25 protein-coding genes are annotated in these 23960 nt (G+C 46.7%); 13 read left to right on the top strand and 12 right to left on the bottom strand.

The features are described 5' to 3' along the window. Position 1: 1 nt before the first annotated feature. Complete coding sequence (locus Q9R36_RS12885) at positions 2–616, bottom strand: NTP transferase domain-containing protein (RefSeq protein WP_311225260.1); 615 nt, start codon at positions 614–616, stop codon at positions 2–4. Next, positions 613–1614: an XdhC family protein gene (locus Q9R36_RS12880; RefSeq protein WP_311225259.1), complete on the bottom strand. Its 1002-nt coding sequence runs from the start codon at positions 1612–1614 to the stop codon at positions 613–615. The genes Q9R36_RS12885 and Q9R36_RS12880 overlap by 4 nt, the downstream gene beginning before the upstream one ends. A gap of 186 nt (positions 1615–1800) precedes the next feature. On the opposite strand from Q9R36_RS12880, the gene Q9R36_RS12875 reads away from it, so the two are divergent. The 4 genes from Q9R36_RS12875 (at position 1801) to Q9R36_RS12860 (ending at position 6290) form a co-directional block, all read left to right on the top strand. Beyond that, positions 1801–2490, top strand: a complete 690-nt coding sequence (locus Q9R36_RS12875) for a response regulator transcription factor (protein ID WP_311225258.1) — start codon at positions 1801–1803, stop codon at positions 2488–2490. Further along, on the top strand, positions 2487–3491 hold the full coding sequence (locus tag Q9R36_RS12870; protein WP_311225257.1) for a sensor histidine kinase: 1005 nt from the start codon (positions 2487–2489) through the stop codon (positions 3489–3491). Before Q9R36_RS12875 ends, Q9R36_RS12870 begins: the two co-directional genes overlap by 4 nt. A 101-nt stretch (positions 3492–3592) precedes the next feature. Continuing rightward, a complete protein-coding gene (locus Q9R36_RS12865) occupies positions 3593–4354 on the top strand; it encodes an ABC transporter ATP-binding protein (protein WP_311225256.1) in 762 nt (253 codons plus the stop codon). After that, entirely contained in the window at positions 4344–6290 is a 1947-nt protein-coding gene (locus Q9R36_RS12860) for an ABC transporter permease (RefSeq protein WP_311225255.1), read from the top strand. The genes Q9R36_RS12865 and Q9R36_RS12860 overlap by 11 nt, the downstream gene beginning before the upstream one ends. A 60-nt stretch (positions 6291–6350) precedes the next feature. On the opposite strand, the gene Q9R36_RS12855 is transcribed toward Q9R36_RS12860, so the two are convergent. After that, positions 6351–6959 (bottom strand): LysE/ArgO family amino acid transporter, encoded by a 609-nt coding sequence (locus tag Q9R36_RS12855; protein WP_094767959.1) that lies wholly within the window; start codon positions 6957–6959, stop codon positions 6351–6353. 226 nt (positions 6960–7185) lie between these two features. After that, positions 7186–7509, bottom strand: coding sequence for a helix-turn-helix domain-containing protein (locus Q9R36_RS12850; RefSeq protein WP_311225254.1), 324 nt, complete (start codon positions 7507–7509; stop codon positions 7186–7188). Between the two features lie 379 nt (positions 7510–7888). On the opposite strand from Q9R36_RS12850, the gene Q9R36_RS12845 reads away from it, so the two are divergent. The 4 genes from Q9R36_RS12845 (at position 7889) to ahpF (ending at position 12593) form a co-directional block, all read left to right on the top strand. Further along, entirely contained in the window at positions 7889–9343 is a 1455-nt protein-coding gene (locus Q9R36_RS12845; protein ID WP_396137117.1) for a glycosyltransferase family 2 protein, read from the top strand. A gap of 26 nt (positions 9344–9369) precedes the next feature. Further along, positions 9370–10260: a UTP--glucose-1-phosphate uridylyltransferase GalU gene (gene galU, locus Q9R36_RS12840; RefSeq protein ID WP_311225252.1), complete on the top strand. Its 891-nt coding sequence runs from the start codon at positions 9370–9372 to the stop codon at positions 10258–10260. Between the two features lie 225 nt (positions 10261–10485). Next, positions 10486–11049: an alkyl hydroperoxide reductase subunit C gene (gene ahpC, locus Q9R36_RS12835; RefSeq protein WP_009794427.1), complete on the top strand. Its 564-nt coding sequence runs from the start codon at positions 10486–10488 to the stop codon at positions 11047–11049. A 14-nt stretch (positions 11050–11063) separates the two neighbouring features. After that, a complete protein-coding gene (ahpF, locus tag Q9R36_RS12830; RefSeq protein ID WP_101548780.1) occupies positions 11064–12593 on the top strand; it encodes an alkyl hydroperoxide reductase subunit F in 1530 nt (509 codons plus the stop codon). Positions 12594–12703: 110 nt separating this feature from the next. Here ahpF and Q9R36_RS12825 read toward each other — a convergent pair whose 3' ends face one another. The 5 genes from Q9R36_RS12825 to Q9R36_RS12805 form a co-directional block, all read right to left on the bottom strand. Then, positions 12704–13903 (bottom strand): MFS transporter, encoded by a 1200-nt coding sequence (locus tag Q9R36_RS12825; protein ID WP_311225251.1) that lies wholly within the window; start codon positions 13901–13903, stop codon positions 12704–12706. 20 nt (positions 13904–13923) lie between these two features. Continuing rightward, the gene (locus Q9R36_RS12820; RefSeq protein WP_311225250.1) at positions 13924–14562 is read right to left on the bottom strand and encodes a TetR/AcrR family transcriptional regulator; all 639 of its coding nucleotides are present in this window, start codon (positions 14560–14562) and stop codon (positions 13924–13926) included. Between the two features lie 108 nt (positions 14563–14670). Next, the gene (locus Q9R36_RS12815) at positions 14671–14985 is read right to left on the bottom strand and encodes a putative quinol monooxygenase (protein WP_311225249.1); all 315 of its coding nucleotides are present in this window, start codon (positions 14983–14985) and stop codon (positions 14671–14673) included. Between the two features lie 47 nt (positions 14986–15032). After that, positions 15033–16145, bottom strand: coding sequence for a metallophosphoesterase (locus Q9R36_RS12810; protein WP_311225248.1), 1113 nt, complete (start codon positions 16143–16145; stop codon positions 15033–15035). 592 nt (positions 16146–16737) lie between these two features. Continuing rightward, a complete protein-coding gene (locus Q9R36_RS12805) occupies positions 16738–16989 on the bottom strand; it encodes a hypothetical protein (RefSeq protein ID WP_311225247.1) in 252 nt (83 codons plus the stop codon). A 197-nt stretch (positions 16990–17186) separates the two neighbouring features. On the opposite strand from Q9R36_RS12805, the gene Q9R36_RS12800 reads away from it, so the two are divergent. The 4 genes from Q9R36_RS12800 to hpaB all read left to right on the top strand — a co-directional run bounded on the left by Q9R36_RS12800 (position 17187) and on the right by hpaB (position 21174). Then, complete coding sequence (locus tag Q9R36_RS12800; protein ID WP_022544543.1) at positions 17187–17954, top strand: SDR family NAD(P)-dependent oxidoreductase; 768 nt, start codon at positions 17187–17189, stop codon at positions 17952–17954. Positions 17955–17998: 44 nt separating this feature from the next. Further along, positions 17999–18301, top strand: a complete 303-nt coding sequence (locus tag Q9R36_RS12795; RefSeq protein ID WP_094767952.1) for an ArsR/SmtB family transcription factor — start codon at positions 17999–18001, stop codon at positions 18299–18301. A gap of 217 nt (positions 18302–18518) precedes the next feature. Next, positions 18519–19418, top strand: coding sequence for a phosphotransferase enzyme family protein (locus tag Q9R36_RS12790; protein WP_311225246.1), 900 nt, complete (start codon positions 18519–18521; stop codon positions 19416–19418). A 313-nt stretch (positions 19419–19731) separates the two neighbouring features. After that, complete coding sequence (gene hpaB / locus Q9R36_RS12785) at positions 19732–21174, top strand: 4-hydroxyphenylacetate 3-monooxygenase, oxygenase component (protein WP_311225245.1); 1443 nt, start codon at positions 19732–19734, stop codon at positions 21172–21174. Between the two features lie 46 nt (positions 21175–21220). Here the strand turns inward: hpaB and Q9R36_RS12780 are convergent, their stop codons facing one another. The 3 genes from Q9R36_RS12780 to Q9R36_RS12770 form a co-directional block, all read right to left on the bottom strand. Further along, positions 21221–21985, bottom strand: coding sequence for a DUF817 domain-containing protein (locus Q9R36_RS12780; RefSeq protein WP_311225400.1), 765 nt, complete (start codon positions 21983–21985; stop codon positions 21221–21223). Positions 21986–22077: 92 nt separating this feature from the next. Beyond that, positions 22078–22302, bottom strand: a complete 225-nt coding sequence (locus Q9R36_RS12775; RefSeq protein WP_129613187.1) for a helix-turn-helix domain-containing protein — start codon at positions 22300–22302, stop codon at positions 22078–22080. A 9-nt stretch (positions 22303–22311) separates the two neighbouring features. Continuing rightward, on the bottom strand, positions 22312–22791 hold the full coding sequence (locus Q9R36_RS12770) for a DUF2975 domain-containing protein (RefSeq protein WP_129613186.1): 480 nt from the start codon (positions 22789–22791) through the stop codon (positions 22312–22314). 265 nt (positions 22792–23056) lie between these two features. Between Q9R36_RS12770 and Q9R36_RS12765 the strand changes: the two genes are divergently transcribed. Continuing rightward, the gene (locus Q9R36_RS12765) at positions 23057–23926 is read left to right on the top strand and encodes an SDR family oxidoreductase (RefSeq protein ID WP_311225244.1); all 870 of its coding nucleotides are present in this window, start codon (positions 23057–23059) and stop codon (positions 23924–23926) included. Positions 23927–23960 lie beyond the last annotated feature (34 nt).

Below are 23960 nucleotides of genomic sequence, written 5' to 3'. Positions count from 1 at the left end.
CTCATTCCCCCCTCAGCTCTTTCAGTACTTCATAATCCTCCGGCGTGTCGACATCATAAAAAAGCAGCGGCATTTGGAAATCGATGATTTTTCCCTGCTGAAATAGTTCCCCCCGGATGATGGACCGCGCGCCCTGATCTCCTTCCAGTTTCTGCAGAAGAGGAAAACAGGCGCTGGAAAAGAGGACAGGCGGCATCGGAACCTTTAGGCTTGAGGGGGCGACAAATTGGCACTCTTCTTCCTTATAGCAATCTATTAATCTGTTAATCTGTTCAGCACCAACGAAAGGCTGGTCTGCGAGAAGAATGACTGCCGCATCTGCTTTGCTCCGGGCCGCCTCCTCGATGCCGCATGATATTGAATGGCCCTGGCCGCCGGCCTCCCTGCAAACGGTGCGGCTCCATTTGTGTGAGTATGGCGGTTTTAAAAAAGAAGGCTGCAGCCATTTCAATGAATCTTCCTTTTCAGTGACAATCACAATATGATCCAGCCTGGAAACCAGTGCTTCTCCCAGGGCGGCTGAACCGAGCGGCACACCACGGTAAGGAAGGAAACGCTTATCCTTCCCCATCCGCCTGCTTCTGCCGGCTGCCAGATAGATGCCGGTGACTTTCATGGACGGCTCCTCAATGTCAGAATCATTTCGCCGACAATGCTCACAGCGATCTCCTCAGGGCCTTTCGCACCAACCGGGAGGCCTGCGGGGGAATGGATGATCTCAGGGATATTCCGGCCGCCCAGCAGGCGTTCTGTCCTTCTGGCGGGACCCAGCACGCCTATGTAAGACAGGGGGGCATCCTTAATGTGTGCCAGAATGATCCGGTCCTTTTCAAATTGATGGGTCATAATGACAGCAAAGTCCCTTTTGGCAAAAGTGATTCTATCCAGCACCTCTTCTGCTTTCCCAACGATCCAACCGGCAGCTTCAGGGAAATATTCAGGAGAGCATAAAGCAGGCCGCCAATCTGCTATGAAAACCTTGAAACCGGTCCGTGCAGCCAGGGAAACAAGCGGCCGGGCATCCTCCCCCGCCCCAAAAACATACAGGCAGGGCACCGGGAAAATGGGATGTACAAAATAGAAATCTGGCGCATCCTTCGCTCCTTTTAGAAGAATAGGATCCTTGTCAGCCTGCAGTGTAAACGTGATATGGCCGCTTCCAAATTGCGCTCCATCTTCTGCTATACATATATCTTCCATCGGCTCAAACGAGTCTGTCAGCCGGATGATCCGTACAACAGACTTCCCTTCGTCCAGCTTTACTTTTAATAAGAGGAGCTGCTGCCGCAGCCTCTTGCCGACCGGCTCCAGCAGGATGGTGATCTTGCCGTTGCAGCCAGCCCCCTGCCCCCAGGAAAGATCATCCTCGCTGCTCAGGTCATATTGGACTGCCGCGGATTTCCCTTCAGCGTGGACCACTTTGGCCCTTTCCGCCAGATCCTCCTCCAGGCAGCCGGCCGTCAAAGTCCCAACCCTCTTGCCATTTGCCATCAGGAGCATCGCAGCGCCTTCTTTCTTATAGGCGGACCCTTCGACATGTATGATTAGAGCAAGCACCATGGGAACATCTCCGGCAGCTGCAGCAGCGTCCAAGATTTGATGCATATCCTCCATCTGCTTCCCTCACTTTTTTTAGCTTCTTTTATCTCTATTCCTGAGGGCCTATCCTTATTTTTAAAAACCACAATGATTTTCTTCATCTGCAGAGAGCCAGGGGGACAGACCCCCTGGCTCTACTTGCCCATTTCCCATTATTTACTTACACTTGAGGTAATTGATTAGAAACGTGTGGTGATGAGGGTGTTTAAGATTTTGCTGATTGAGGATGACCGGTCTCTTTTTCAGGAGATGGAGGAGCGGCTGGGACAGTGGTCGTATGAGGTGCACGGGATACAGGATTTCAGTTTGGTGTTGGAGGAGTTTGCGGAGGTCAAGCCTGATCTGGTGATCATTGATATCCAGCTGCCCAGGTTTGATGGCTTTCATTGGTGCCGGATGATCAGGTCGGGTTCGAATGTGCCGATCATCTTTTTGTCGTCGCGCGACCATCCGACAGATATGGTGATGTCGATGCAGCTGGGGGCGGATGATTTTGTGCAGAAGCCATTCCATTTTGAGGTGCTCATTGCCAAGATTCAGGCGATCCTGCGCCGCGTTTACAGCTACAGCACAGATGAAGTGAAGCTGAAGACATGGTGCGGTGCTGCAATCGACTTTGAACGGGGTATCGTGGAAAACGATGCAGGCCGTGTGGAGCTGACCAAGAATGAAATGTTCATTCTGAAGCAGCTGATTGAGCAGAAGAACAAAATTGTGACGCGTGACCAGCTGATCAGCAGCCTATGGGACGACAAACGCTTCATCAGCGACAATACCCTGACGGTGAACGTCAACCGCCTGAGGAAAAAGCTTGAAGAAATCGGTCTTGGCAGCTTTATTGAGACAAAGGTCGGAATGGGCTATATGGCGGTGGAGGAGCAGAGCCAATGATTTTCCGTTTTATAAGGGAACGCCTCAGCTGGATCTTGTTCTTCCTGTTTGCCCATGCTTTGCTGCTGTTCATTTCGTTCGTGGACTCTGCCATTCCCTTCAATAGCATCCTGTATTTTGCCGGAATGTCTCTCATCTCCTTTCTGATTTTCCTGGCAGTCCGCTGCCATCGGGAATCTTACTTTTATAAAAACCTGGAGGAGCGGGTTGGCGACCTCGACCCCGGGAGCATCCCTGCCCCTTCCAGCCCGTTTGAAATGACTGTGGAAGAAGCGATGTCTGAGCAGTCAACTTTGCTGAAAAAAGAGGCGCGGGATCTCCACCTTGCCCTCGAGACAGAAAAGGATCAGCTGCTAGCCTGGATTCATGAAGTGAAAACACCGCTGACCGCCCTTCATCTGATGATCGAAAGAATGGAAGACGGGCCGCTCAAATCGAGCCTTACCTATGAATGGCTCCGCATCCATCTGCTCCTCGACCAGCAGCTTCACCAGAAGCGGATTCCATTTATTGAGAATGACCTGTATATCCAGAAGATTGATCTGGAGGAGGTCATCCACCACGAGCTTCTGACGATGAAGGCCTGGTGCATGCAGAAGGGAATCGGCTTTGACATCAGCCTCGAAGAGACAGAGGTGCTGACAGACGGCAAATGGCTGGCTTTCATCATCAGGCAGATTCTGACGAACAGCATCAAATACAGCGATGCAGGAGATATTATGATCAAAAGCTGGAAACAGAACGGACAGACACGGCTTGAAATCCGTGATTTTGGGCGGGGCATCGACCCGAGGGACCTGCCACGCATCTTTGATAAAGGCTTTACATCAACATTGAAGCATGAGGACCATGCTGCTACAGGGATGGGACTGTATCTTACAAAAAAAGCAGCCGTTCCGCTTCTCATTGAAATAGAGGTTCAATCCACTCTTGGGGAAGCTACCGCTTTTACCCTTTCCTTTCCAAAGAGAAATGATTTTTCCCAAGTGATCAGCATGTGACAAGATTGTCACATGCTTTTCCTTTTTGTTCGTCTGCTGCAAGGATTTCCATCAGGGTTCTTTTTATAATAAGACTATCAAGATTAGAGGAGGAAGCTTATATGGCGATTCTAGAAGCAATCAAGCTCCATAAAAGCTACGGCACAAAGCTGAACCGGCAGGAAGTGCTGAAGGGCATCGACCTGGCGATTCACAAAGGCGAGTTTGTCGGCATCATGGGGGCCTCCGGCTCAGGAAAAACAACCTTGCTGAATGTATTATCATCAATCGATAAAGCAACCGGCGGAACGATCCGGATTGAAGATAAAGAAATGACAGTCATGAAGGAAAAAAAGCTGGCTGAATTCAGAAAAAATCACCTCGGCTTTATTTTTCAGGATTATAACCTCCTGGACACATTGACGGTAAAGGAAAATATCCTTCTGCCGCTGTCCATCTCGAAGGTGGCAAAAAAGGAGGCGGACCAGCGCTTCCACGCCATCGCAGAAGAGCTTGGCATAATGGACCTGAAAGATAAATATCCGAATGAAATCTCTGGCGGACAGAAGCAGCGGACTTCGGCAGCGCGGGCTTTCATCCATGAGCCGAGCATCATCTTCGCCGATGAGCCGACAGGAGCTCTCGATTCAAAATCAGCCGCAGACCTTCTGAACAAGCTGGGCGGACTGAATGAAAGCCGCAGGGCAACCATCGTCATGGTCACCCACGATCCCGCCGCGGCGAGCTACTGCAGCCGCGTGATTTTCATCAAAGACGGGCAGATCTACACGCAGCTGAACAAAGGGGAGCAGACAAGGCAGGCGTTCTTCAAGGATATTATGAAGACGCAGGCAGTACTGGGCGGTGTGCAGGATGAGCGTTAACCAGCTGATTTGGAAAAACCTGAAAAAGAATGTGAGAAACTATTATCTTTATATCTTCGCTCTTGTATTCAGTGCAGCTTTATATTTCGCATTTGTCACCCTTCAGTATGATCCGGCGATGGATGTGGTGAAGGGCTCGATCAAGGGCGGTGCCGGAATGAAAGCGGCCTCGGTTCTGCTTGTAGGCATTGTGGCGGTCTTTCTCGTATACGCCAACAGCCTTTTCACCAAAAGGCGCAGCCGGGAGATCGGCTTATTCCAGCTGATCGGCATGACGAAAAGCCGGATTTTCCGTATCCTGACCGCAGAGAATTTCATGCTCTACTACGGCTCACTCCTCATCGGCATGATGGCCGGTTTCCTGGTTTCCAAGCTGATGATGATGATTCTGTTCAAAATCACTGGTGTTGATGAGGTGGCTGAGCTCTATTTTTCCAATAAGGCTCTCGTACAGACCCTTATCGTCTTTACGGCCATCTACCTGCTCATTATGCTGGTAAACTATCTATTCATTAAAGGACAGAGCATCCTGTCGCTCTTCAGGGTCCAGTCATCCGCTGAAGAAAAGATCCGGAAAATGTCTATTTTCAATATCATCATCGGCATTCTCGGCATCATCCTGATTGCGGCCGGCTATTATGTGTCAGGCATACTGTTCGAAGGAGATTTCACATCGATGCCGGAACTGTTTGGGGCGATGATCTTCATTTTAGGAGCTGTCATTCTCGGGACCTATTTCTTCTATAAAGGCTCAGTCAGCTTCATCATCTATCTGATTCGCAAGAAAAAGGACGGATATTTGAATGTAAAAGAAGTGCTCTCCCTTTCGTCCATCATGTTCCGGATGAAATCGAATGCGCTGCTGCTGACAATCATCACTACGGTTTCCGCCCTAGCGATCGGATTGCTTTCACTCAGCTATATCTCCTATTATTCGGCTGAAAAGATGGCGCGGGATAATGTGCCAAATGATTTTTCCTTCACGGTCGAAGATAGCGCGGTGCGGTTCAGGCAGGAGCTGGACTCAAAAAACATCGATTACAGGGAAAAACGGATTGAAGTAGTTACAGCCTCTATTGATGTCAAAGACATTCAAGGGAAAAAGCTGGAGGAAATGAATTTCGATACCGATAAGATGGACTTGCCGGTCATCAGTGAAAGCTCGGCCGGGAGAAAAGACCTTGATGAAAATGAGGCCATTTTTACAGGCTACAGCGACGTTCTTCAAAGGTTCATGCCCTTGAAGGATTCCGGAAAGGTTAAGCTTCATACCAAGGAAAAAGAAATTCCGCTCAATTACATTGGCCTGGAAAAGGATTATTTGATTCCGCTTTACTATACAAGAGGCGGCCTCCAGACTGCCATTGTAGATGACGCTGTTTTTGAGCAGCTGAAGGCGGAGATGGATCCCGGACTGCAGGCTGAAAATAATGTATATATCGGCATTGATATAGAAGATCCGGAACGCCTAAATGACGCCAATAAAGCCTTCCATGCGCTCCAGCTTGGCGAAAGCGGAGAGAACGATTCACAGCTTGATGTCATGATCAGCCAAAAGAGCAATATGGGGCTCATCATGTTCATTGTGGGCTTCCTTGGGCTTTCCTTCCTCGTCACATCCGGCTGTATCCTCTATTTCAAGCAGATGGGCGAAAGCGAGGACGAAAAGCCGAACTTCACGATTCTCCGCAAGCTGGGCTTCACAACAGGAGATCTCATGAAGGGCCTTCAGGCCAAGCAGCTGTTCAGCTTCGGGATCCCGCTTGCGATCGGCCTTGTACACAGCTACTTCGCCGTCCAATCCGGCTGGTTCATGTTCGGAGCCGAAGTATGGACACCCATGATCAGCGTCATGATCCTATACACCATCCTCTACTCCATCTTTGGCATACTATCAGTCCTGTACTCCAAAAAAGTCGTGAAGGATGCGCTATAAGCGAGCCAGGGGGTCTGTCCCCTTGGATTAAAAGAGAGCCAGGGGGACAGACCCCCTGGCTCAAATCAATTGCCCGACCATATAGATTGCCATGGCCCATATGATGAGGGCCGAGATTTTGTTCATCAAGCCAAGGACTTTGCCGTTTTTGTCGATTTGGCCGAGCTTCCTGCCTGCGAAAGCCAGGCCCAGGAACCAGATCCATGAGACGCCGATGCATCCGGCGGAGAACAGCACTTTCTCATAGCCTTCATAGGCAAGGGAGCTTGTACCAATCACACCAATCGTGTCCATAATGGCATGAGGATTCAGCAAGGAGACAGAAGCGGCGAAGGCAATCTGGCGCTTTGCCGTGAAGCTGCCCTGCCCTTCTCCTGCTGCGGGCTCCGGCCTGCTTTTCCACATCTGCCAGCCCATATAAGCAAGAAAGACGGCTCCTGCTGCAAACAGCAGCATCCGCAGCCAGTCAAAGCTTAAAACAACAATAGACACCCCCGCAACCGCGAGCGAAATCAAAATGGTATCGCATATCCCCGCCGTCACCACTGCCGGCAGCGCACCGGTAAACCTTTTATGCAGAGCACCCTGATTAAAGATAAACACATTCTGAACGCCAAGCGGCAGAATCAGGCCGAAGGCGAGTATGATTCCGTGAAGCAGTACTTCCACTTCCGATTACCTCCTTGTCACTATCCTATTATAGAATATCGAGGTTCGGAAGACTGTCTTTAATAAGATTACCAGACAGCTTTTAGAGAAGAAAAATGTCATCAAACGTTATGGGTATTATAATTAAATCCAACATATTGTTATCCGAATAATTCATTCAGCAGCAAATTTTAAGGTCTATTCACCCAATTCTTTAAACATCAAACAATAAAATTCTTCTTGTGTTTTACTCTTCCTTAAAGACTCTGTTGTTTCGCAGGTCTTGAAGATCTTCTTTTTTTATTCCATTGTCGATAGCTTGATTAATCAATTGAGCCCATTCTTTATCAAGAGTTTCCTTATGTTCAGAAACACTGATCCGCATTAATACATCAAGACTTGTGTTCAGTGAATCAGATATTTTTTTTAGAAAAGATATCGAGGGATTATTATGAAGCCCACGCTCAATCTCACTAATATATGATTTAGAAACATTGGCTTCCTTCGCAAGTCTTCCAAGGGAGTATCCTCTTTCTATCCTTATTTTCCTTAAACTTAGCCCTACTTCCATTCTCCTCACTCTCCTCACTTTCCTTTTCACTACCTTGAACTGTTCGTTTTACATTATAAAGAACAATATTAAAATTAAGAAATATAAAAAAGTGAGCAAATTAAAGAAAGATCGAGAAAAATATTTAAAAGTGTTCTTAATTAAGAATATTTCATCTTATTTAAAAATTGTTATATTTTTCATTTCTGACATATACTGTTTCTATCAGTTCGATAAAAAGAACAAAAAGGGGGGGTTCTGGGGGCATGGGCCAGGAAGGATGAAGTGCTAAAAATCTAATTTAGGAGGGTGGATAATGGAGAGCTTACTAAGCCTTCCGGAGATAAATAGTCCCAATGATTCTACAACAACTATTGCTCCAGGCATAAGAAATACTTATATGAAACCAAGAATCGTTGCTTTTATTCCTGCACACAATGAGGAAAAGTCAATCCGAGATTGTTTAGCAGGCTTGGGCGACCAATCCCTGCCAAAAGACGTGGAGCTCGATGTAATTGTAATTGCTGATAATTGTACTGATCAGACGGAGCGGATTGCATTGGAAGCAGGAGAGGAGTTCAAACTAAATTTAAAAGTACTAACTACAATAAATAATAAACAGCGAAAGGTAGGTGCATTAAATTCTGCGTGGAAGCACCTCTATGGAGACCCCTTAGATTTATATGATAAAAAGCTGACAATTTTCCAAGAATACTATAAACACTCTATTAAAGCTATTCTCGGCATGGATGCAGATAGCCGCCTGGCACCTGACGCACTATCACAGCTATGGGAAGGTTTGATGAGCTCTCGAAACATAGGTGGTGTAATGGCTAAGTACACGATGAGAATGCCGAAAAAGAAAAGCCTTATCTCCAAAGATGATGTTAACTATGAAGAAAAGATCGCAAGCGGCGAATATGGAGGACCGATTGCCAGATGGTGGACCCATCAACAGAAGCAGGATATGGCGAGCTGGTTGCTCAATCTTCAGTATAGCGGCGGCAGCACCTATGTTCTTGGTGGCCAGGCCACCCTATTTAGACCGGAAGCACTGCAAGACATTATTGAAGAGAACAAGCTGGATGGACCCTGGCAGGATGAAAGTGACGTAGAAGATATGCTTTTAACCTGGCAGATTCAGAAAAAGTGGAAAACGCTGATCAGTCCGACAGCAAGATGTTTCGTAGATGCAATGAAGTCATACCATACTTTCAGGCAGCAGCGAAATAAATGGCAGTCCGGCACGGTAGAGTTACTCACAAATAGTGATATTGGTGTAAAATCCAAGCATAGAGGAAAAATTTGGCGCTCTCAACTGAAGTCGTTTTCCGATCTGCTTGTGCGTGTATTATTTATTTCATTACTTGCCCTGTCCATTGCTACAGACCAATTCTATTGGTCCTGGATTTGGCTGATACCAGTTGCTCTAGCTTCTATATTAAACACGATACTCGCAATTAAAACACCCATGCACAGGGGAATTGATGTTGTGCTTGCAGCCCTCCTTATAAGTCCTGAAATCTATTTGTGGGTTAACTTAATCACTTTTGCAAACGTTTGGCTCGGAAAATTTTCGGCAAATAAAAAAGATGGCTGGGCCACCCAATATAATGCAGAGAGAGGCAAGACTCGGAGCAAGTTAACTGAAGGCATTATTGCCATCATCCTTTTTATTACTTTAGTTGTTTATCTATGCATTGATCATCGGACCTTTTTGACCAGCCAGTCAGTACAGCAGGCAATCGCTCCATACCTTCAGCTCGGATGGATAATTCTGACCTACCTCACTATATACTCATCATTGCTTATGCTCCATCAGATTTGGACATTGAGGGCAAGACACAAAGCATAAAAAATTTTTTAAAAGGGGGATTATCTATGAAAATAAAAAAAGCCATTATTCCCGCAGCAGGGTTTGGAACAAGATTTCTTCCTGCGACAAAGGCGCAGCCAAAAGAGATGCTGCCAATCGTAGATAAGCCAACTATACAATTTATTGTTGAGGAGGCCATTGCTTCCGACATAGAAGAAATTCTCATTGTCACGGGTAAAGGGAAACGTTCGATTGAAGACCATTTCGATTTTGCCCCTGAACTCGAAAAGAACTTACTGGAAAAGGGAAAGATAGAGCTTCTGGAAAAAGTTCGCTATTCGACCAATCTGGCTGATATCCACTATATCAGGCAGAAAGAGCCTAAAGGTCTGGGGCATGCAATATGGTGTGCAAGAAATTTCATCGGAAATGAGCCATTTGCTGTACTTCTCGGAGATGATATCGTCCAGAGCGGTATACCTTGCCTTCGCCAGCTTATGGATATCTATGAAGAAACCAAGTCTTCTGTGATTGGAGTTCAGTCTGTCCCTTATCAAGAAACACATCGTTATGGCATAGTAGACCCCCTCTCTCCTTCTGGGAGACGTTATCAAGTAAAAAGTCTAATTGAAAAACCATCACCTGGTACAGCACCATCAAATCTCGCTATTATGGGACGATATATTTTAACACCGGAAATATTCAGCTTCCTCGACAAACATGAAATCGGAGCAGGTGGAGAAATACAGCTGACAGATGCTATTAAAAGATTAAATGAGGTCCAGCCTGTCTATGCTTACGACTTTGAAGGAAAAAGATTTGATGTAGGTGAAAAGATAGGCTTCGTCAAAACAACTATTGAATTTGCACTGCAGAACGAGGATTTGAGAGAAGAATTAACAGCATACTTAAAAGAATTAATTAGTCCTATTGATGAGAATCTGATAAAAATTTAGCGGTCAATTAGATTGGCACATACCGAATGGTGTGTGCCATTTGTTTTATTAAAAAATAATCTCCCTATGTTAAAGGGAAATCTAATTCCTAGTCGGCTATCGCTTGACAAACCACACCCTAATATATAATAATTTATATCTGATTATAATAATTATAGATAAGTAATAGTGACGTCCTGTGGGCATGCTATTATTTTCTAAAAAAAATACTTAGGAGGAATTCAAATGTCTTTAATTGGAAAAGAAGTACTGCCATTCTCAGCAAAAGCTTACTTTAACGGTGATTTCATCGATGTAACAGAAGAAAACTTCAAAGGAAAGTGGAGCGTAGTCTGCTTCTACCCTGCAGATTTCACTTTCGTATGCCCAACTGAGCTTGAAGACCTTCAGAACGAATATGCAACTTTGAAAGATCTTGGAGTTGAAGTGTACTCTGTTTCAACAGACACTCACTTTACACATAAAGCTTGGCATGACCACTCAGAAGCAATCAGCAAGATCGAGTACGTTATGATCGGTGACCCATCACAAAAGATTACTCGCAACTTCGATGTTCTTGACGAAGAGGAAGGCCTTGCAGACCGCGGTACTTTCATCATCGATCCAGACGGCATCATCCAGACAGTTGAAATCAATGCAGGCGGCATCGGCCGTGACGCAAGCACAATCGTCAACAAAATCAAAGCAGCCCAATATGTACGCAACAATCCAGGTGAAGTTTGCCCTGCTAAATGGCAGGAAGGCGGAGAAACACTTAAGCCAAGCCTTGACCTTGTAGGAAAAATCTAAGGAGAGAAATTCAAATGGTACTAGATGCAGATATAAAAGCACAGTTAGCTCAATATCTTCAATTAATGGAAGGCGAGGTCCTGCTCAAGGTCAGCGCAGGCTCTGACGACGTCTCCCGCGATATGCTGGCACTGGTAGACGAATTGGCCTCCATGTCATCCAGCATTAAGGTGGAAAAAGCAGAATTGCATAGGACACCAAGCTTTAGTGTGAATCGGATCGGTGAAGATACAGGAGTAACTTTTGCCGGTATCCCTCTAGGACATGAATTCACTTCACTGGTGCTTGCTTTGCTGCAGGTCAGCGGAAGGGCACCTAAAGCCGACCAGAAGGTTATTGACCAGATTAAAAACATCAAAGGCGAATATCGCTTTGAATCATATATCAGCCTGAGCTGCCATAACTGCCCTGATGTGGTACAGGCACTCAATCTGATGAGCGTTCTCAATCCAAACATCACGCATACGATGATTGACGGCGCCGCTTTCAAGGAAGAAGTCGAAAGCAGAGACATCATGGCTGTTCCGACAGTCTTCCTGAACGGCGAATCATTCGGCAGCGGCCGCATGAGCCTTGAAGAAATTCTTGGCAAAATGGGCAGCGGCCCGGATGCATCCGAGCTGTCTGATAAAGACCCTTACGATGTCCTTGTTGTCGGCGGCGGCCCTGCCGGCGCGAGTGCGGCAATCTATGCGGCACGTAAAGGCATCCGCACCGGCATTGTAGCCGAGCGTTTCGGCGGCCAGGTTATGGATACTCTTGGCATCGAGAACTTCATCAGTGTCAAGCATACGGAAGGCCCTAAGCTTGTTGCAAGCCTTGAGGAGCATGTGAAAGAGTACGGCATTGATGTTATGAACCTTCAGCGCGCGAAGAGCCTGGAAAAGAAAGACCTGATCGAACTTGAACTTGAAAATGGCGCTGTGCTGAAGAGCAAGAGCGTCATCCTTTCAACAGGTGCCCGCTGGCGCAATGTCAACGTCCCTGGTGAAGCTGAGTTCAAGAACAAAGGTGTGGCATACTGCCCTCACTGTGACGGCCCGCTCTTTGAAGGTAAGGATGTTGCCGTTATCGGCGGCGGAAACTCCGGAATTGAAGCGGCAATCGACCTGGCCGGCATTGTCAAGCACGTAACTGTCCTTGAATTCATGCCTGAGCTGAAGGCCGATGCTGTCCTCCAGGACCGCCTGTACAGCCTGCCTAACGTAACTGTCCTGAAGAACGTTCAGACAAAGGAAATCACCGGTACTGATAAAGTGAACGGCATTTCCTATATTGACCGTGAGACAGGAGAAGAGCATCATGTTGAGCTTCAGGGTGTCTTCGTTCAAATCGGTCTTGTGCCAAACACAGACTGGCTCGGCGATTCAATCGAGCGTACACGCTTCGGCGAAATCATCGTGGACAAGCACGGCGCGACCAATGTCCCTGGTGTATTTGCGGCCGGCGACTGCACAGACAGCGCCTATAAGCAAATCATCATTTCCATGGGATCCGGCGCGACTGCTTCCCTCGGTGCGTTTGATTACCTGATCCGCAACTAAAATGAAAGCCGCTCTGCTATTGCAGCAGAGCGGCTTTTTTATATATTTTCTACGGTTACCGCAGCAGCAAGAAAAAAACTGACTGGCATTAAACCAATCAGCTCCCTTTATCACCCGGCAGACAACTTCCCCGCCACTTTTTTCTTCCTTTTCCCTGGTTCCGCCCATAAGAATGAAAGGCCAATCGAAAGGACAATCATAACGGCTGCAAAATAAAAGGGATAGTCAAAATCCACATCAAAAAGCATCCCGCCGATGATCGGTCCCAAAACATTGCCTATGCTTGTAAACATTGAGTTCATGCCTCCGACAAACCCCTGCTCATTCCCTGCTATCTTCGAAAGATAAGTGGTAGCGGCAGGCCTTATCAAATCAAAGCCGACGAAAACCGTCATTGTAACCATCAGAATCACTGCATAAGAGTTCACCGTCGTCATCAGATATACAAGCACAGCCGAAAAGATCAAGCAATAGCGGATGAGCCGGATTTCCCCGAGCCAAATCGTGAGCTTGCTAAAGAAGACAATCTGGACGATGGCACCAAGAATGGCTCCCCCTGTAATCATAATAGCGATATCTTTCGGCGAAAATCCGAACTTGCGGTCGGCAAATAATGAGAACAGCGACTCAAAGGACGCCAGGCCAAAGGCAGAGATCAGAATGATCACAAACGGGATGAAATAGATTGGTGCGAAGACCCTCTTTAAGCCTGCTTTCTGTGTCCCGGCTTCCTCAGCTTCCTCATTTTCCGGATTCCGTTCCGGCTCTTTCAGCGTCATCAGCGATAATACAGCCGCACCAAGGGCAAACGCCGCCGCAAAAAAGAACGGAAGCCTTGTGTCAACTTCAGCCAAAAATCCGCCGATGGCAGGCCCGATAATGAATCCTGTCGAGATGGCCGCGGACATATAGCCAAGCGCTTTTGGCCTGGATTTAATCGTTGTAATGTCAGCAATAAACGCCGTAACAGCAGGCATGATGAACGCCGCACTCACGCCTCCAAGGATGCGGGAGACAAATAGAGGCATAACAGACTGCCCCAGGCCGAACAAGAGCTCAGAGGCGCTGAAAATGAACAGGCCAATCACAATCATCCTCTTCCTGCCGAACTGGTCTGCCCATCTTCCCGCTATAGGCGACACAATCAGCTGGGCGCCCGCGAAGGCAGCAATCATATAACCGACAACCGTACCCGATATATTCAATTCATTCATAATGGCAGGTGTAACAGGAATCACTAGGCCGATTCCTAAAAAGGCAATCAGCAGATTCATAAGCAGAATGGCCAAAGCAATGTTATTTCTTTTCATACCTTTTCCTCCTGTAAGTATCATGTCCTGCTGCGCTTACTGGATACCCCTCTCCAATAGACACGCCAGGAAAAATCAAGCTTCTCCTGGACCCTTGATGCATCTCCTGTCAACAGCTCGAAAAACAAACCATCCAGCACACCCGTATACGCCACTGCGGCCGGCCTCGCCCCCAACTCGCTGTCAATCCGTCCGTCCTCTTCTCCCTTACTGGCAGCGAGAATAAGCATTTCTTCGAGATGATCGACATATTTCCGGCCGAATTCCTCCGCCTCTTTTGAAAGATGGGCAGGCTGAAAAAAGAGCATCCTTAATAAAAACTTCGTAAAGTCATCGTTTCCATAGCGGTCACGGTATTGTAAAAGAAAACCATAAAGGAAGTCCTCAAGCCGGCTCTCCTTATGGGTTTCTGTATAGTCATCCAAAAACCTCAGTTCTTCCTCCAGCACATCATCCAGCACTTCCAGCAGCAGCTCATCTTTTCCTTTGAAGTGTGTATAGATAGACTGCTTCCTGATACCGACTTCTTCTGCAATATTCGCCATCGAGGCCCCTTCATAGCCGAACTGGGCAAAATGCTTCAGAGCAGTCATTTTGATTCTTTCACTGGTCAGCTCAACAGCCACAGTTAAATCCCCTTCCTGACGTTCGTTAGTCATATTAAACACCGAAACCGCTGGAAAGTCAACCGAATGATTTGAGTTTCTCACCCTCCTGAAAAAAGAAAAGCCGCCAGAGACTGGCAGCTGATTTTCCCCTGTTCAATATTAAGAGCCGGAGATACTCTTTCCTCCCCTGGCTTCCATGGTGCTGATCCGCTCCATCCCGGCAATGATAGGCTTGGCACGCTTGATTAAGGTCTTGGTTGATTCAAGGGACAAAGAGTTTTGATGGGCAGCCTCATTGCTCCACACCTCGTATACATAGACAGCATCCGGCTCAGCTTCTGATGTATGGACATGATAGATTTCGCATTCATTCAGTTCCTTCATGGATTCCGCTGCTTCAAGAAGGATACTGACCATATGATCCCGTTCCCCTTCTTTTACTGTAAACCTGCCGAACAGACTGAATTTATTCATGTAGTGTCCTCCTATTATTTAGACTGCTATAAGAATGCCCAGATCCTTTAATTTGCAAGCACAGCAGCAGGCAGAATTTCTTTCCTCACCCAGCCGGTCATCCCGTCCTTTTTGATCAGTGCAAAGCCTGAGCAGCTGTCATCCAGAACAGACACAGCATCCCCTTTACTCACGGCTATAAGGGAGCAGGAAACATCAGATTTCACCTTGTACCTGCCATTCTCTTCTTGCAAGATGTATTCATTTTTCACATAAAGCAGCTCGTCCTTACCCGGCTGCCTGCATAAGGTAAAATACTCATCTTCTTCAAAAGGAACGATATCATAATCAGGGTAAAGTATGGCCCCCTTCATATCAAAGGTTTCAGAGAAATCCTTAACGGCCCGGCAAGCAGGGATTCCGTCCACATAGGCATGGGAGAACATATCCTCACCAGCATTCCTCTGGATGATGAAGGCGTTCAATTGCCCTTTATCCTTCACCCTGTTCCCGCCATCGATGCTGATTATTTTTTTCTCCCGATCAATGATTGGATTATCACTCGGAATATCTTTAGAATAATTCACAACAGGCCAATGGCCGACGACTACAAACTTCTCTGCCTGATGGGATTTTTCCAGAAAAGAAGGAATCGAAATAGCCTTATCCCTGTCTGTCTCCCTCCAATTTCCCAAATTCTCCAGCCCTGCGTGGACGAAGATATAATCTTCTGTTTCGATAGCTGTCGGCAGGCTGGACAGCCACTCGATTTCCTCTGAAAAATGCTCTATCAAGACTTCTTTTACCTCACTGATGCTTGTCTGTTCATTCAGCGGGAACCCCGCGTCTGCCAGCCATTCATTGAAAAGGCAATAGCGCCTTGTCAGTAAATAACTGATAAGCAATGGATTTTCTGCAAGCAGCTCCCCAACCAGAGCCTCGCAATTTCCTTCAATCACCTGCACCCGGGGATTGAGCGATGCAAGCTCCATTATGTATTTCACAGTCTCCTTGCTGTTCCTGCCCTTTTCACAAATATCGCCGTTGATAATGAGGTAATCCTCACTGTTAAAATCAACCTTTTCCAAAAGCTCCTTGAAAAGGCCAATTTCTCCGTGGATATCCGAAGTGACGATTATCCTGGCATCCTTTGGTATGTGCAGTTCTTTTATTTTATCCACTAGCGCTCTCCTTCTGTCTCCTTATTTTTACGATAATAACAGGATTCGTTTCTGAAAAAGGAAACCCTTCATATTAGGCATCATCAGAGTCTTCCAATGGCGGCTGCTCTGGCACCCTCTGGTTGCATTTTTGTGATTCAGGGGGTTTTAGTTTCTCTGACTAGCACCCTCTGGTTGCACTTTTGCGATTCAGAGGATCTTAGTTCCTCTGACTAGCACCCTCTGTTTGCACTTTTGTGATTCAGAGGGTCTTAGTTTCTCTGACTAACACCCTCTGGTTTGGTTTTTGCAATTCAGAGGGTCTTAGTTCCTCTGACTAGAACCCTCTGATTGCATTTTTGTGATTCAGAGGGTCTTAGTTTATCTGACTAACACCCTCTGGTTGCAATTTTGCGATTCAGAGGGTCTTAGTTCCTCTGACTAGAACCCTCTGATTGCATTTTTGTGACTCAGAGGGTCTTAGTTTCTCTGATTAACACCCTCTGATTTGGTTTTTATGATTCAGAGGGTCTTAGTTTCTCTGACTAGCACCCTCTGGTTTGATTTCTGTGGTGCAGAGGGTTTTAGTTTCCCTGCCTGGCATCCTTTGGGCCTATTCCTTTCCCCTTTGCTCCAAGGCCTGCTTTTCATTTCCTCTCTTGAAATTGCCAGTTGCCTTCGCCATGATTAATTGTGTTTCCTTTTCGTTTAAAGCTGAATCCATTCTTTTTAAAAACCTCTCAGCCTCTTTTCCTTTGAGAATCTTCACTTGCTTTCCGAAATACTCCAGAAAAACTGTATTCTCTTTATTGATACGATAACTGAAGGGGGTCTCTTCCAGCCGGTTTCTTTTATCGGTATTCATCTTTTCCCTCTATTCATGAAGCGCTGAAATAGCTCTTACGGATAGATTCTCCATTGCTGGGCTTCATCCCTCTTCTGTCATTTAAGATTCTTCCACAATAAAATACTTGCAAGAAGTTTCCCTTCGTCATATTATATGTTTAAACACTTAAACACTTAAACTTTTAAACATTTATATAAAAGATGGAGGTTTTAATGATGAAAAAATCTGTTTTAATTACAGGCGCAACCAGTGGCTTAGGATATGACTTTGTAAAATTGTTTGCTGCAGACGGTTATGACTTGGTATTGGTGGCCAGGAATAAAGCAAAGCTGGAGGAAATTAAAAAAGAGTTCCAAGATCTTTCGGTTTTAACCATCAGTAAGGATTTGAGTATAGCAGGCGCGGCAAAAGAGGTTTATGAGGAAGTCTCAGCGGCTGGAATATCCATTGATGTGTTAGTGAATAATGCAGGCTTCGGGCTTATGGGGCCATTCCATGAGCTGGATATTCGGAAGCAGGCAGAAATGATCCAATTGAATGTCACCGCCCTTACTGAGCTGACCTATCATTTTCTGCCTGGCCTTAAGAGTCAAAAGGATAAGGCCAGAATCCTGAATGTTGCCAGTACTGCTGCCTTCCAGCCTGGCCCTTTAATGGCTGTTTATTATGCGACGAAAGCTTATGTATTATCATTGTCAGAAGCCCTGGCCGAAGAACTGGCAGATACAAATGTCACCGTCACCACCTTATGTCCGGGTGCCACTAAGACCAATTTTGCCTCTGTTGCAAAGGTGGAAAAAACCAAAATGTTCAGCGGAGCCATGGATTCAAGTGAGGTTGCACAGCAGGGATACCGGGCCCTGATGGCTGGAAAGCGTGTGGTCATTACGGGCACCTCGAATAAGCTTGGGGCCTATGCCGCAAAATTTCTTCCAAGAAGCGCGGCGGCCAAGATCGCTAAATATGTTGCAAAAGACGCTTAAATAAGCTTTAATTATGGGAGAAAAAGGCTAAAGGAGTTTGTTCGATGGGACAGCAGGCAATTGAAGTATTCCGTTCATGCATACCGCTTTTCACGGCATTAAGCGATCCCGCAAGACAGGATATCATTTTACTCTTGGCCGATCATGAAAGCTTAAGTGTAAATGAAATAGCGGATCAGTCTGCCTTATCCAGGCCGGCTATTTCCCATCATTTAAAAATCCTTCGGGACCAGAAGCTTGTTGCAATGGAACAGCGGGGTACGCAGCGTTATTATTCCCTTACACTGGACCAATCAGTTGAGATGCTGAAGGCCCTGATCCATATCGTTGAGTCGGAGTGTTTGTGATTATTAGCAGGACAGCTTAAAGCCAGCAGATAAAAATATATTTATTAGATTCTCCTGCAGCTCAGGGGAATCTTATTTTTTTCCATCATAATGCCCTCTCCTTATTTATATTCTTGCCTCCCTGTCTTTTACAAATTAATCCATAAATGATTTGCCACGGCCTAAAATCTGCTTATACTATTAATATAATCAAGTTCTCAGGAAGAGGGATTCCGGTATGAAAGAGGAATACGTGCGCCTCAGCGGCGGTTTCCATAATGAAGTGTTTTACGATGAAAAACATAATAGAATCATAAGGATTTCCGCTAATGGCAAGTCAGCGGATTATGTACGGCAGGAGCTTCAGTGGATGGATTTCTTGCATAGTAACGGAATTCCTTTATCTAACCCGGCCAGGCAAATTGAACTGGATGATGGACTGGTAAAGGCTTGCTTCGAATATGTCAGGGGAAATCCTGTTGATGTGACCAATCCAGCTCATTGGAACGAAAAGAATTTTAAACAGTTCGGCCGGATATTGGGAAGGATGCACGCATTATCAAAAGGCTATAACATTGGGAATAATAGGCGGCCGGTATGGACAAAAAAGAATCCGGATGTGTTCGGTATCAGAGATGGCCTGGCTGGCTGGCTCATGGAAGAATTTGACCGGCTGATGGGCGCTCTGCAGCAATACAAACCATCCCCGGATACCTTTGGACTTATCCATAATGACTTCCATCAAGGGAATTTCATTGTCCGGGAAACCGGAGAGGTTGTGGTCATCGACTTTGATGAATGTGCCTTTAATTGGTTTGCGCAGGATCTGGCCGTGTTGTTCTACCATGCCTGCTGGCAGCAGGACTCGTTCAACGGAGAGGCAGAAGCTTTCTCGCGCCGTTTTATGCATCATGTTTTTAGCGGATATCTGTCCGAAACTGAGCTCCACCCCGGCACAATTGCCCAGATACCGGTGTTTTTAAAATTGAGGGAGATTTTCTTATATCATTTATTTGACCGAAAATGGGATAAAGCCCATTTAGAAGATTGGCAGGAATATACGCTGCAGGATCTGGAGCGGAAGATCAGAAATCGTGAACCTTATGCAGGGATAGCTGACTTCTCTGCTTATCTGTAAACAGTTGCCCGGAAAGACCCTGGAGCTTTGCTTCAGCAGCCTGGAGGATAGGCTGCCGGCGTTTGGTCCTGCATTACATTAAAATATAAAGCCAGCTGCTCGGTTTGAGCTGCTGGTTTTTTATGTAGAGACTCGGAATTGATCGAATTAACGGCAGATTGATTAAAATATGCCGCGAATACCTCAGATAAAGCCATCAGCCCATTCAAAAACAGGGCTTTTCCCGCTGGAACGAATAGCCAAGCCGGACAATACAGTGATAATAGCTTAAAGGCGCGTTCTGTTGGCCAAAAATGTAAAGGGGATTGGGACGATGGGGATTCGGAATGGAAAGGAATTCATTGAACGTTTGGATCTGATGGAAAACGAGGTTTGGCTGGATGGGGAAAGAGTCGCGGGGAAAATCTCGGAACATCCTGCTTTTAAAGGAATTGTGGCGGCAAAGGCCTCGCTTTATGACAGACAGTGCGATCCGCAATTGCAGGAGGAGATGACATTCCGCATGCCTGGCACGGGAGAGCTTGCAGGCCTGTCATACCTTATGCCTCAAACAAAAGATGATCTGGTGAAAAGAAGGAAGATGATTGAACATTGGGCAAGGAGCACTCATGGCATGATGGGCAGGAGCCCGGATTATATGAATACGGCAGTCATGAGCCTGGCAGCCTCAGCCTCCCTCCTGGAGGGCAGGGAAAACTGCTTTCCTGACAATGTCCGCGCCCTTTATGACCGCGCCACAAATCAGGACCTTTCATTCACCCATACGCTCATTACACCCCAGGTTAACCGCACTGCCTTTTATCTTGGCTCTGACACCCCCATCTCAGCGAGAGTGATCGAGAGGAACCATGATGGCCTGGTCATCAAGGGAGCCCGCCTTTTGGCGACACAGGGAGGATTGACCGATGAACTGCTGGTCCTCAGCTCGCCCGGCAGGTTTGATACGGAAGAGGCACTTGCTTTTTCAATCCCCTCCGACACAGAGGGGCTGAGATTCATCTGCAGGGGCTCCTTTGCAGGCGAAGGCTCTGCCTTTGATTATCCCCTCAGCTCCCATTATGATGAGATGGACGCTATTGTCGTGTTTGATGATGTACTGGTCCCTTGGGAAAGGGTATTCCTCTATGACAATGTCGAGGCCGCCCTGGCACTCAAAAATAAAAGCAGCTTCCATTCATTTGCTTACCACCAGGCATTAATCAGGCAGATCGTTAAAACAGAATTCATCCTCGGCATTGCCGAATCTATCGTAAAGTGCATCAATGTCAGTGAATATCAGCATATACAAGCCAAGATGGCCGAGATCATCATTGGGCTTGAATCGATGAAAGCGCTGCTCGAGAAGTCAGAAAAAGATGCAGCTCCCGATGAATTCGGCTGCATGCGCCCGAGCATCGTCCCTCTCCAGATTGCCAGCAATCTTTTCCCTGATCTGTATCCCCGCTTTTGCGAGATCATCCAGGTGATCGGTGCAAGCGGCATGACTTCACTGCCGACGGAAAAGGATTTTGAATCAGGCATCCGGGCGGATCTAGATCAATATCTTCAAACGGAAGGCTTGAATGCAAAGGAACGGGTCCAGCTCTTCCGGCTGGCCTGGGATTTGACGATGAGCCCCTTTGGCACAAGGCAGACCCATTATGAGAGATATTTCTCCGGCGACCCAGTCCGGCTTTCCAGCACTTTATATCATACTTATCCGAAGGAAAATTTCGTCCGGAACGTCAGTGAATTCCTGAAACAGCGATCAGATTAGTATAGATAAAGCCGCATCCCTGCAAGAAGGATACGGCTTTTATTAATTAATGTGACTTTCCCTTGACCAGCTTCAGCGTCGCAACGATCAGGAAGCTGACGATTACCAATAACAGCCAGGAGCTCACCTTGCCAAGATGGACCAGGCTCCAGGCATCCTCCTGGTTCGGATATTCCCAGGCCCCGAAAAAGGTAGCGATGTTTTCCGCTATCCATATAAAAAATCCGATGAGTACGAATGATAGGGAAATCGGCATATGGTGCTTGATCCCTCCTACCTCGTAGATGACCCGGGAACGCCAAAAGACAATGATTACAAGCCCAGAGAGCCACCAGCGGATGTCTATCCAGTAATGGTGGGTGAAGAAATTCAGGTAAATGGCGGCAGCAAGCGGGACAACCAGCCAAAACGGCGGCCAGTCGACCAGTTCAACCTTGAGCCTCCTCCACGCCTGGCATAGATAGCTGGCAACGCTCGCATACATGAACCCGCTGTACAAAGGCACACCTCCGACTTTGAAGTAACCCCCCTCCGGATAAGACCAGGAGCCCATATGGACCTTGAACAGCTCAAGCGCAAGCCCGATAAGGTGAAATAATGTGATGACCTTTAATTCATCGCGTGTTTCAAGTCCTGAGCGCAGCATCCCCCACTGCATCACGAGACAGATGAGGAGCAGCCAGTCATACCGCGGCAGGAACGGAAGCGGGATGATCTTCGTCAAAGCCAGGGAAGCAAAGATAACAACAGGAAACAGGCAGGATAAGGCCTGCTCCCAGCCAAAACGGCAGAGCTGCTGGGCTCCTCCCATCATCTGCTTTCTTACTGTTCTTTTCTTAACCTCATTCTGTATGGCTATGCTCATATGAAACCTCCCCTTAACTGGACAGAATCTGAACTAATTCATTGTTCCGGCTCTTCATCGTCCTCTTTGTATTCCAGAATATCACCCGGCTGGCAGTCCAGCGCCTTGCAGATGGCTTCCAGGGTCGTCAGCCGGATTGCTTTTGCTTTTCCATTTTTCAATATAGAAAGATTGGCCATGGTGATGCCGACCCTCTCTGAGAGCTCAGTCACGCTCATTTTGCGTTTCGCCAGCATCACGTCGATATGAATGATAATTGCCATAGTTTCACCTCAGACCGTCAGATCATTTTCTGACTTGATATCGATCGCGTTCTTCAATAATTTTTGGAGGACAGCGGCAAAAACAGCAATCACAATGGAACCAAAAATGATGATCATCCCGATCAGGATGATGCCAGGGGCATCATCGATCTCTGCCGCAAAATAAAAGAGCGGCATGCCTGCTGTATACAGGAGCATAATCGCAATGGCACAATTTCTTATCGTCCTCAAAGCCTTCACAGCCATTTCTGAGAATGCGCTGTTATGGTCGATATAATTTAAAAGCTTGAAGGCCTGGAACAAAGCAGCGAAAAATGGAATGGCCGATACATACATAATCGCCAAAATGCCATAAAGCAGGTTCCGCCATTCCAAGCCGCTTTGGGCTGCATTGATTGCAAGAGAAGGCAGTCCGAATAAACATAATGCCAGTATCGGAGCCCCAATAAGGAAGATAGCTATCTTCAAAAAGAGTGTTTCCCTTTTCATTTTTAACACCTCACAGGTTAAGTTATATTGATTTTAAGTTATTTTTTATTGTTTTTCAATAAATAATTAATGTTTTTTATTATTTTAAATTAAAGCAAGGTTTTCTCCCCTTAAAACAAGTTTATATAAAGAGCGGCTCGACTCAGCAGTGCATCAGCATACAATCCTGTTTTAAAACCAACCTCAAGGGTAAGAAATCTATATGGCTTACAAGTGATATAGATCACAAAGCATCAATATATGAGAAGAAAGGAATGATTGATTCATGGATAAAGACATGCCAAAACAGATTCCCGGACAGATGCAGGAACGCCAGCCGGGCTTTGAAAATGAAATGGAGCCGCGTCCCGACTTTACACAGAACCTGGCAGGAAAAGGTGAGAGGCTGTCAGGCAAAATTGCGCTGATTACAGGCGGCGACAGCGGAATCGGCCGTGCTGTCGCTGTTGCTTTTGCAAAGGAAGGCGCTGATGTAGCCATATCCTATCTCGACGAGCATGACGATGCAGGGGAAACAAAAAAGTATGTGGAGCAGGAAGGCCGCCGCTGCCTGCTGATCTCCGGTGATATCGGCGAAGAAGCTTTTTGCCAGGAAGCCGTAGAAAAAGTGGTCTCTGAATTCGGCAAGCTGGACATCCTCGTCAACAATGCCGGGGAGCAGCATACCCAGCCTTCCATCAAAGACATTACAGCAGAGCAGCTGGAGCGCACATTCCGCACCAATATCTTCAGCATGTTCTATCTGACAAAAGCTGCACTTGTTCACATGAAGCCTGGCAGCTCTATCGTCAACACCACGTCCATCACAGCCTTCCAGGGTGCACCGAAGCTGATTGACTATTCTTCAACGAAAGGTGCCATCCTTGCCTTTACACGTTCCCTTTCAGGATCTCTTGTCGAACAGGGAATCCGGGTGAATGCCGTGGCTCCAGGCCCAATCTGGACACCGCTCATCCCTGCCTCTTTTACAAAAGACGAGGTGGACGGTTTCGGCAGCGAGGGAGAATTCAAGACGCCAATGGGACGCCCGGGCCAGCCGAGCGAACTTGCACCAGGCTATGTATACTTTGCTTCTGATGAATCTTCTTATGTTACAGGGCAGGTGCTGCATATTAACGGGGGTACTCCGTACTAAGAATGCGGCAAAGCTTGCTTCGGCATAAAAATAA

It is taken from the genome of Bacillus sp. AG4(2022) (assembly GCF_031844465.1).
In the GTDB taxonomy this organism is placed as follows: Bacteria; Bacillota; Bacilli; order Bacillales; family Cytobacillaceae; genus Bacillus_AB; species Bacillus_AB infantis.
The sequence above is the reverse complement of the archived record's forward strand: the minus strand, read 5'-3'. Positions and strand labels throughout refer to the sequence as shown.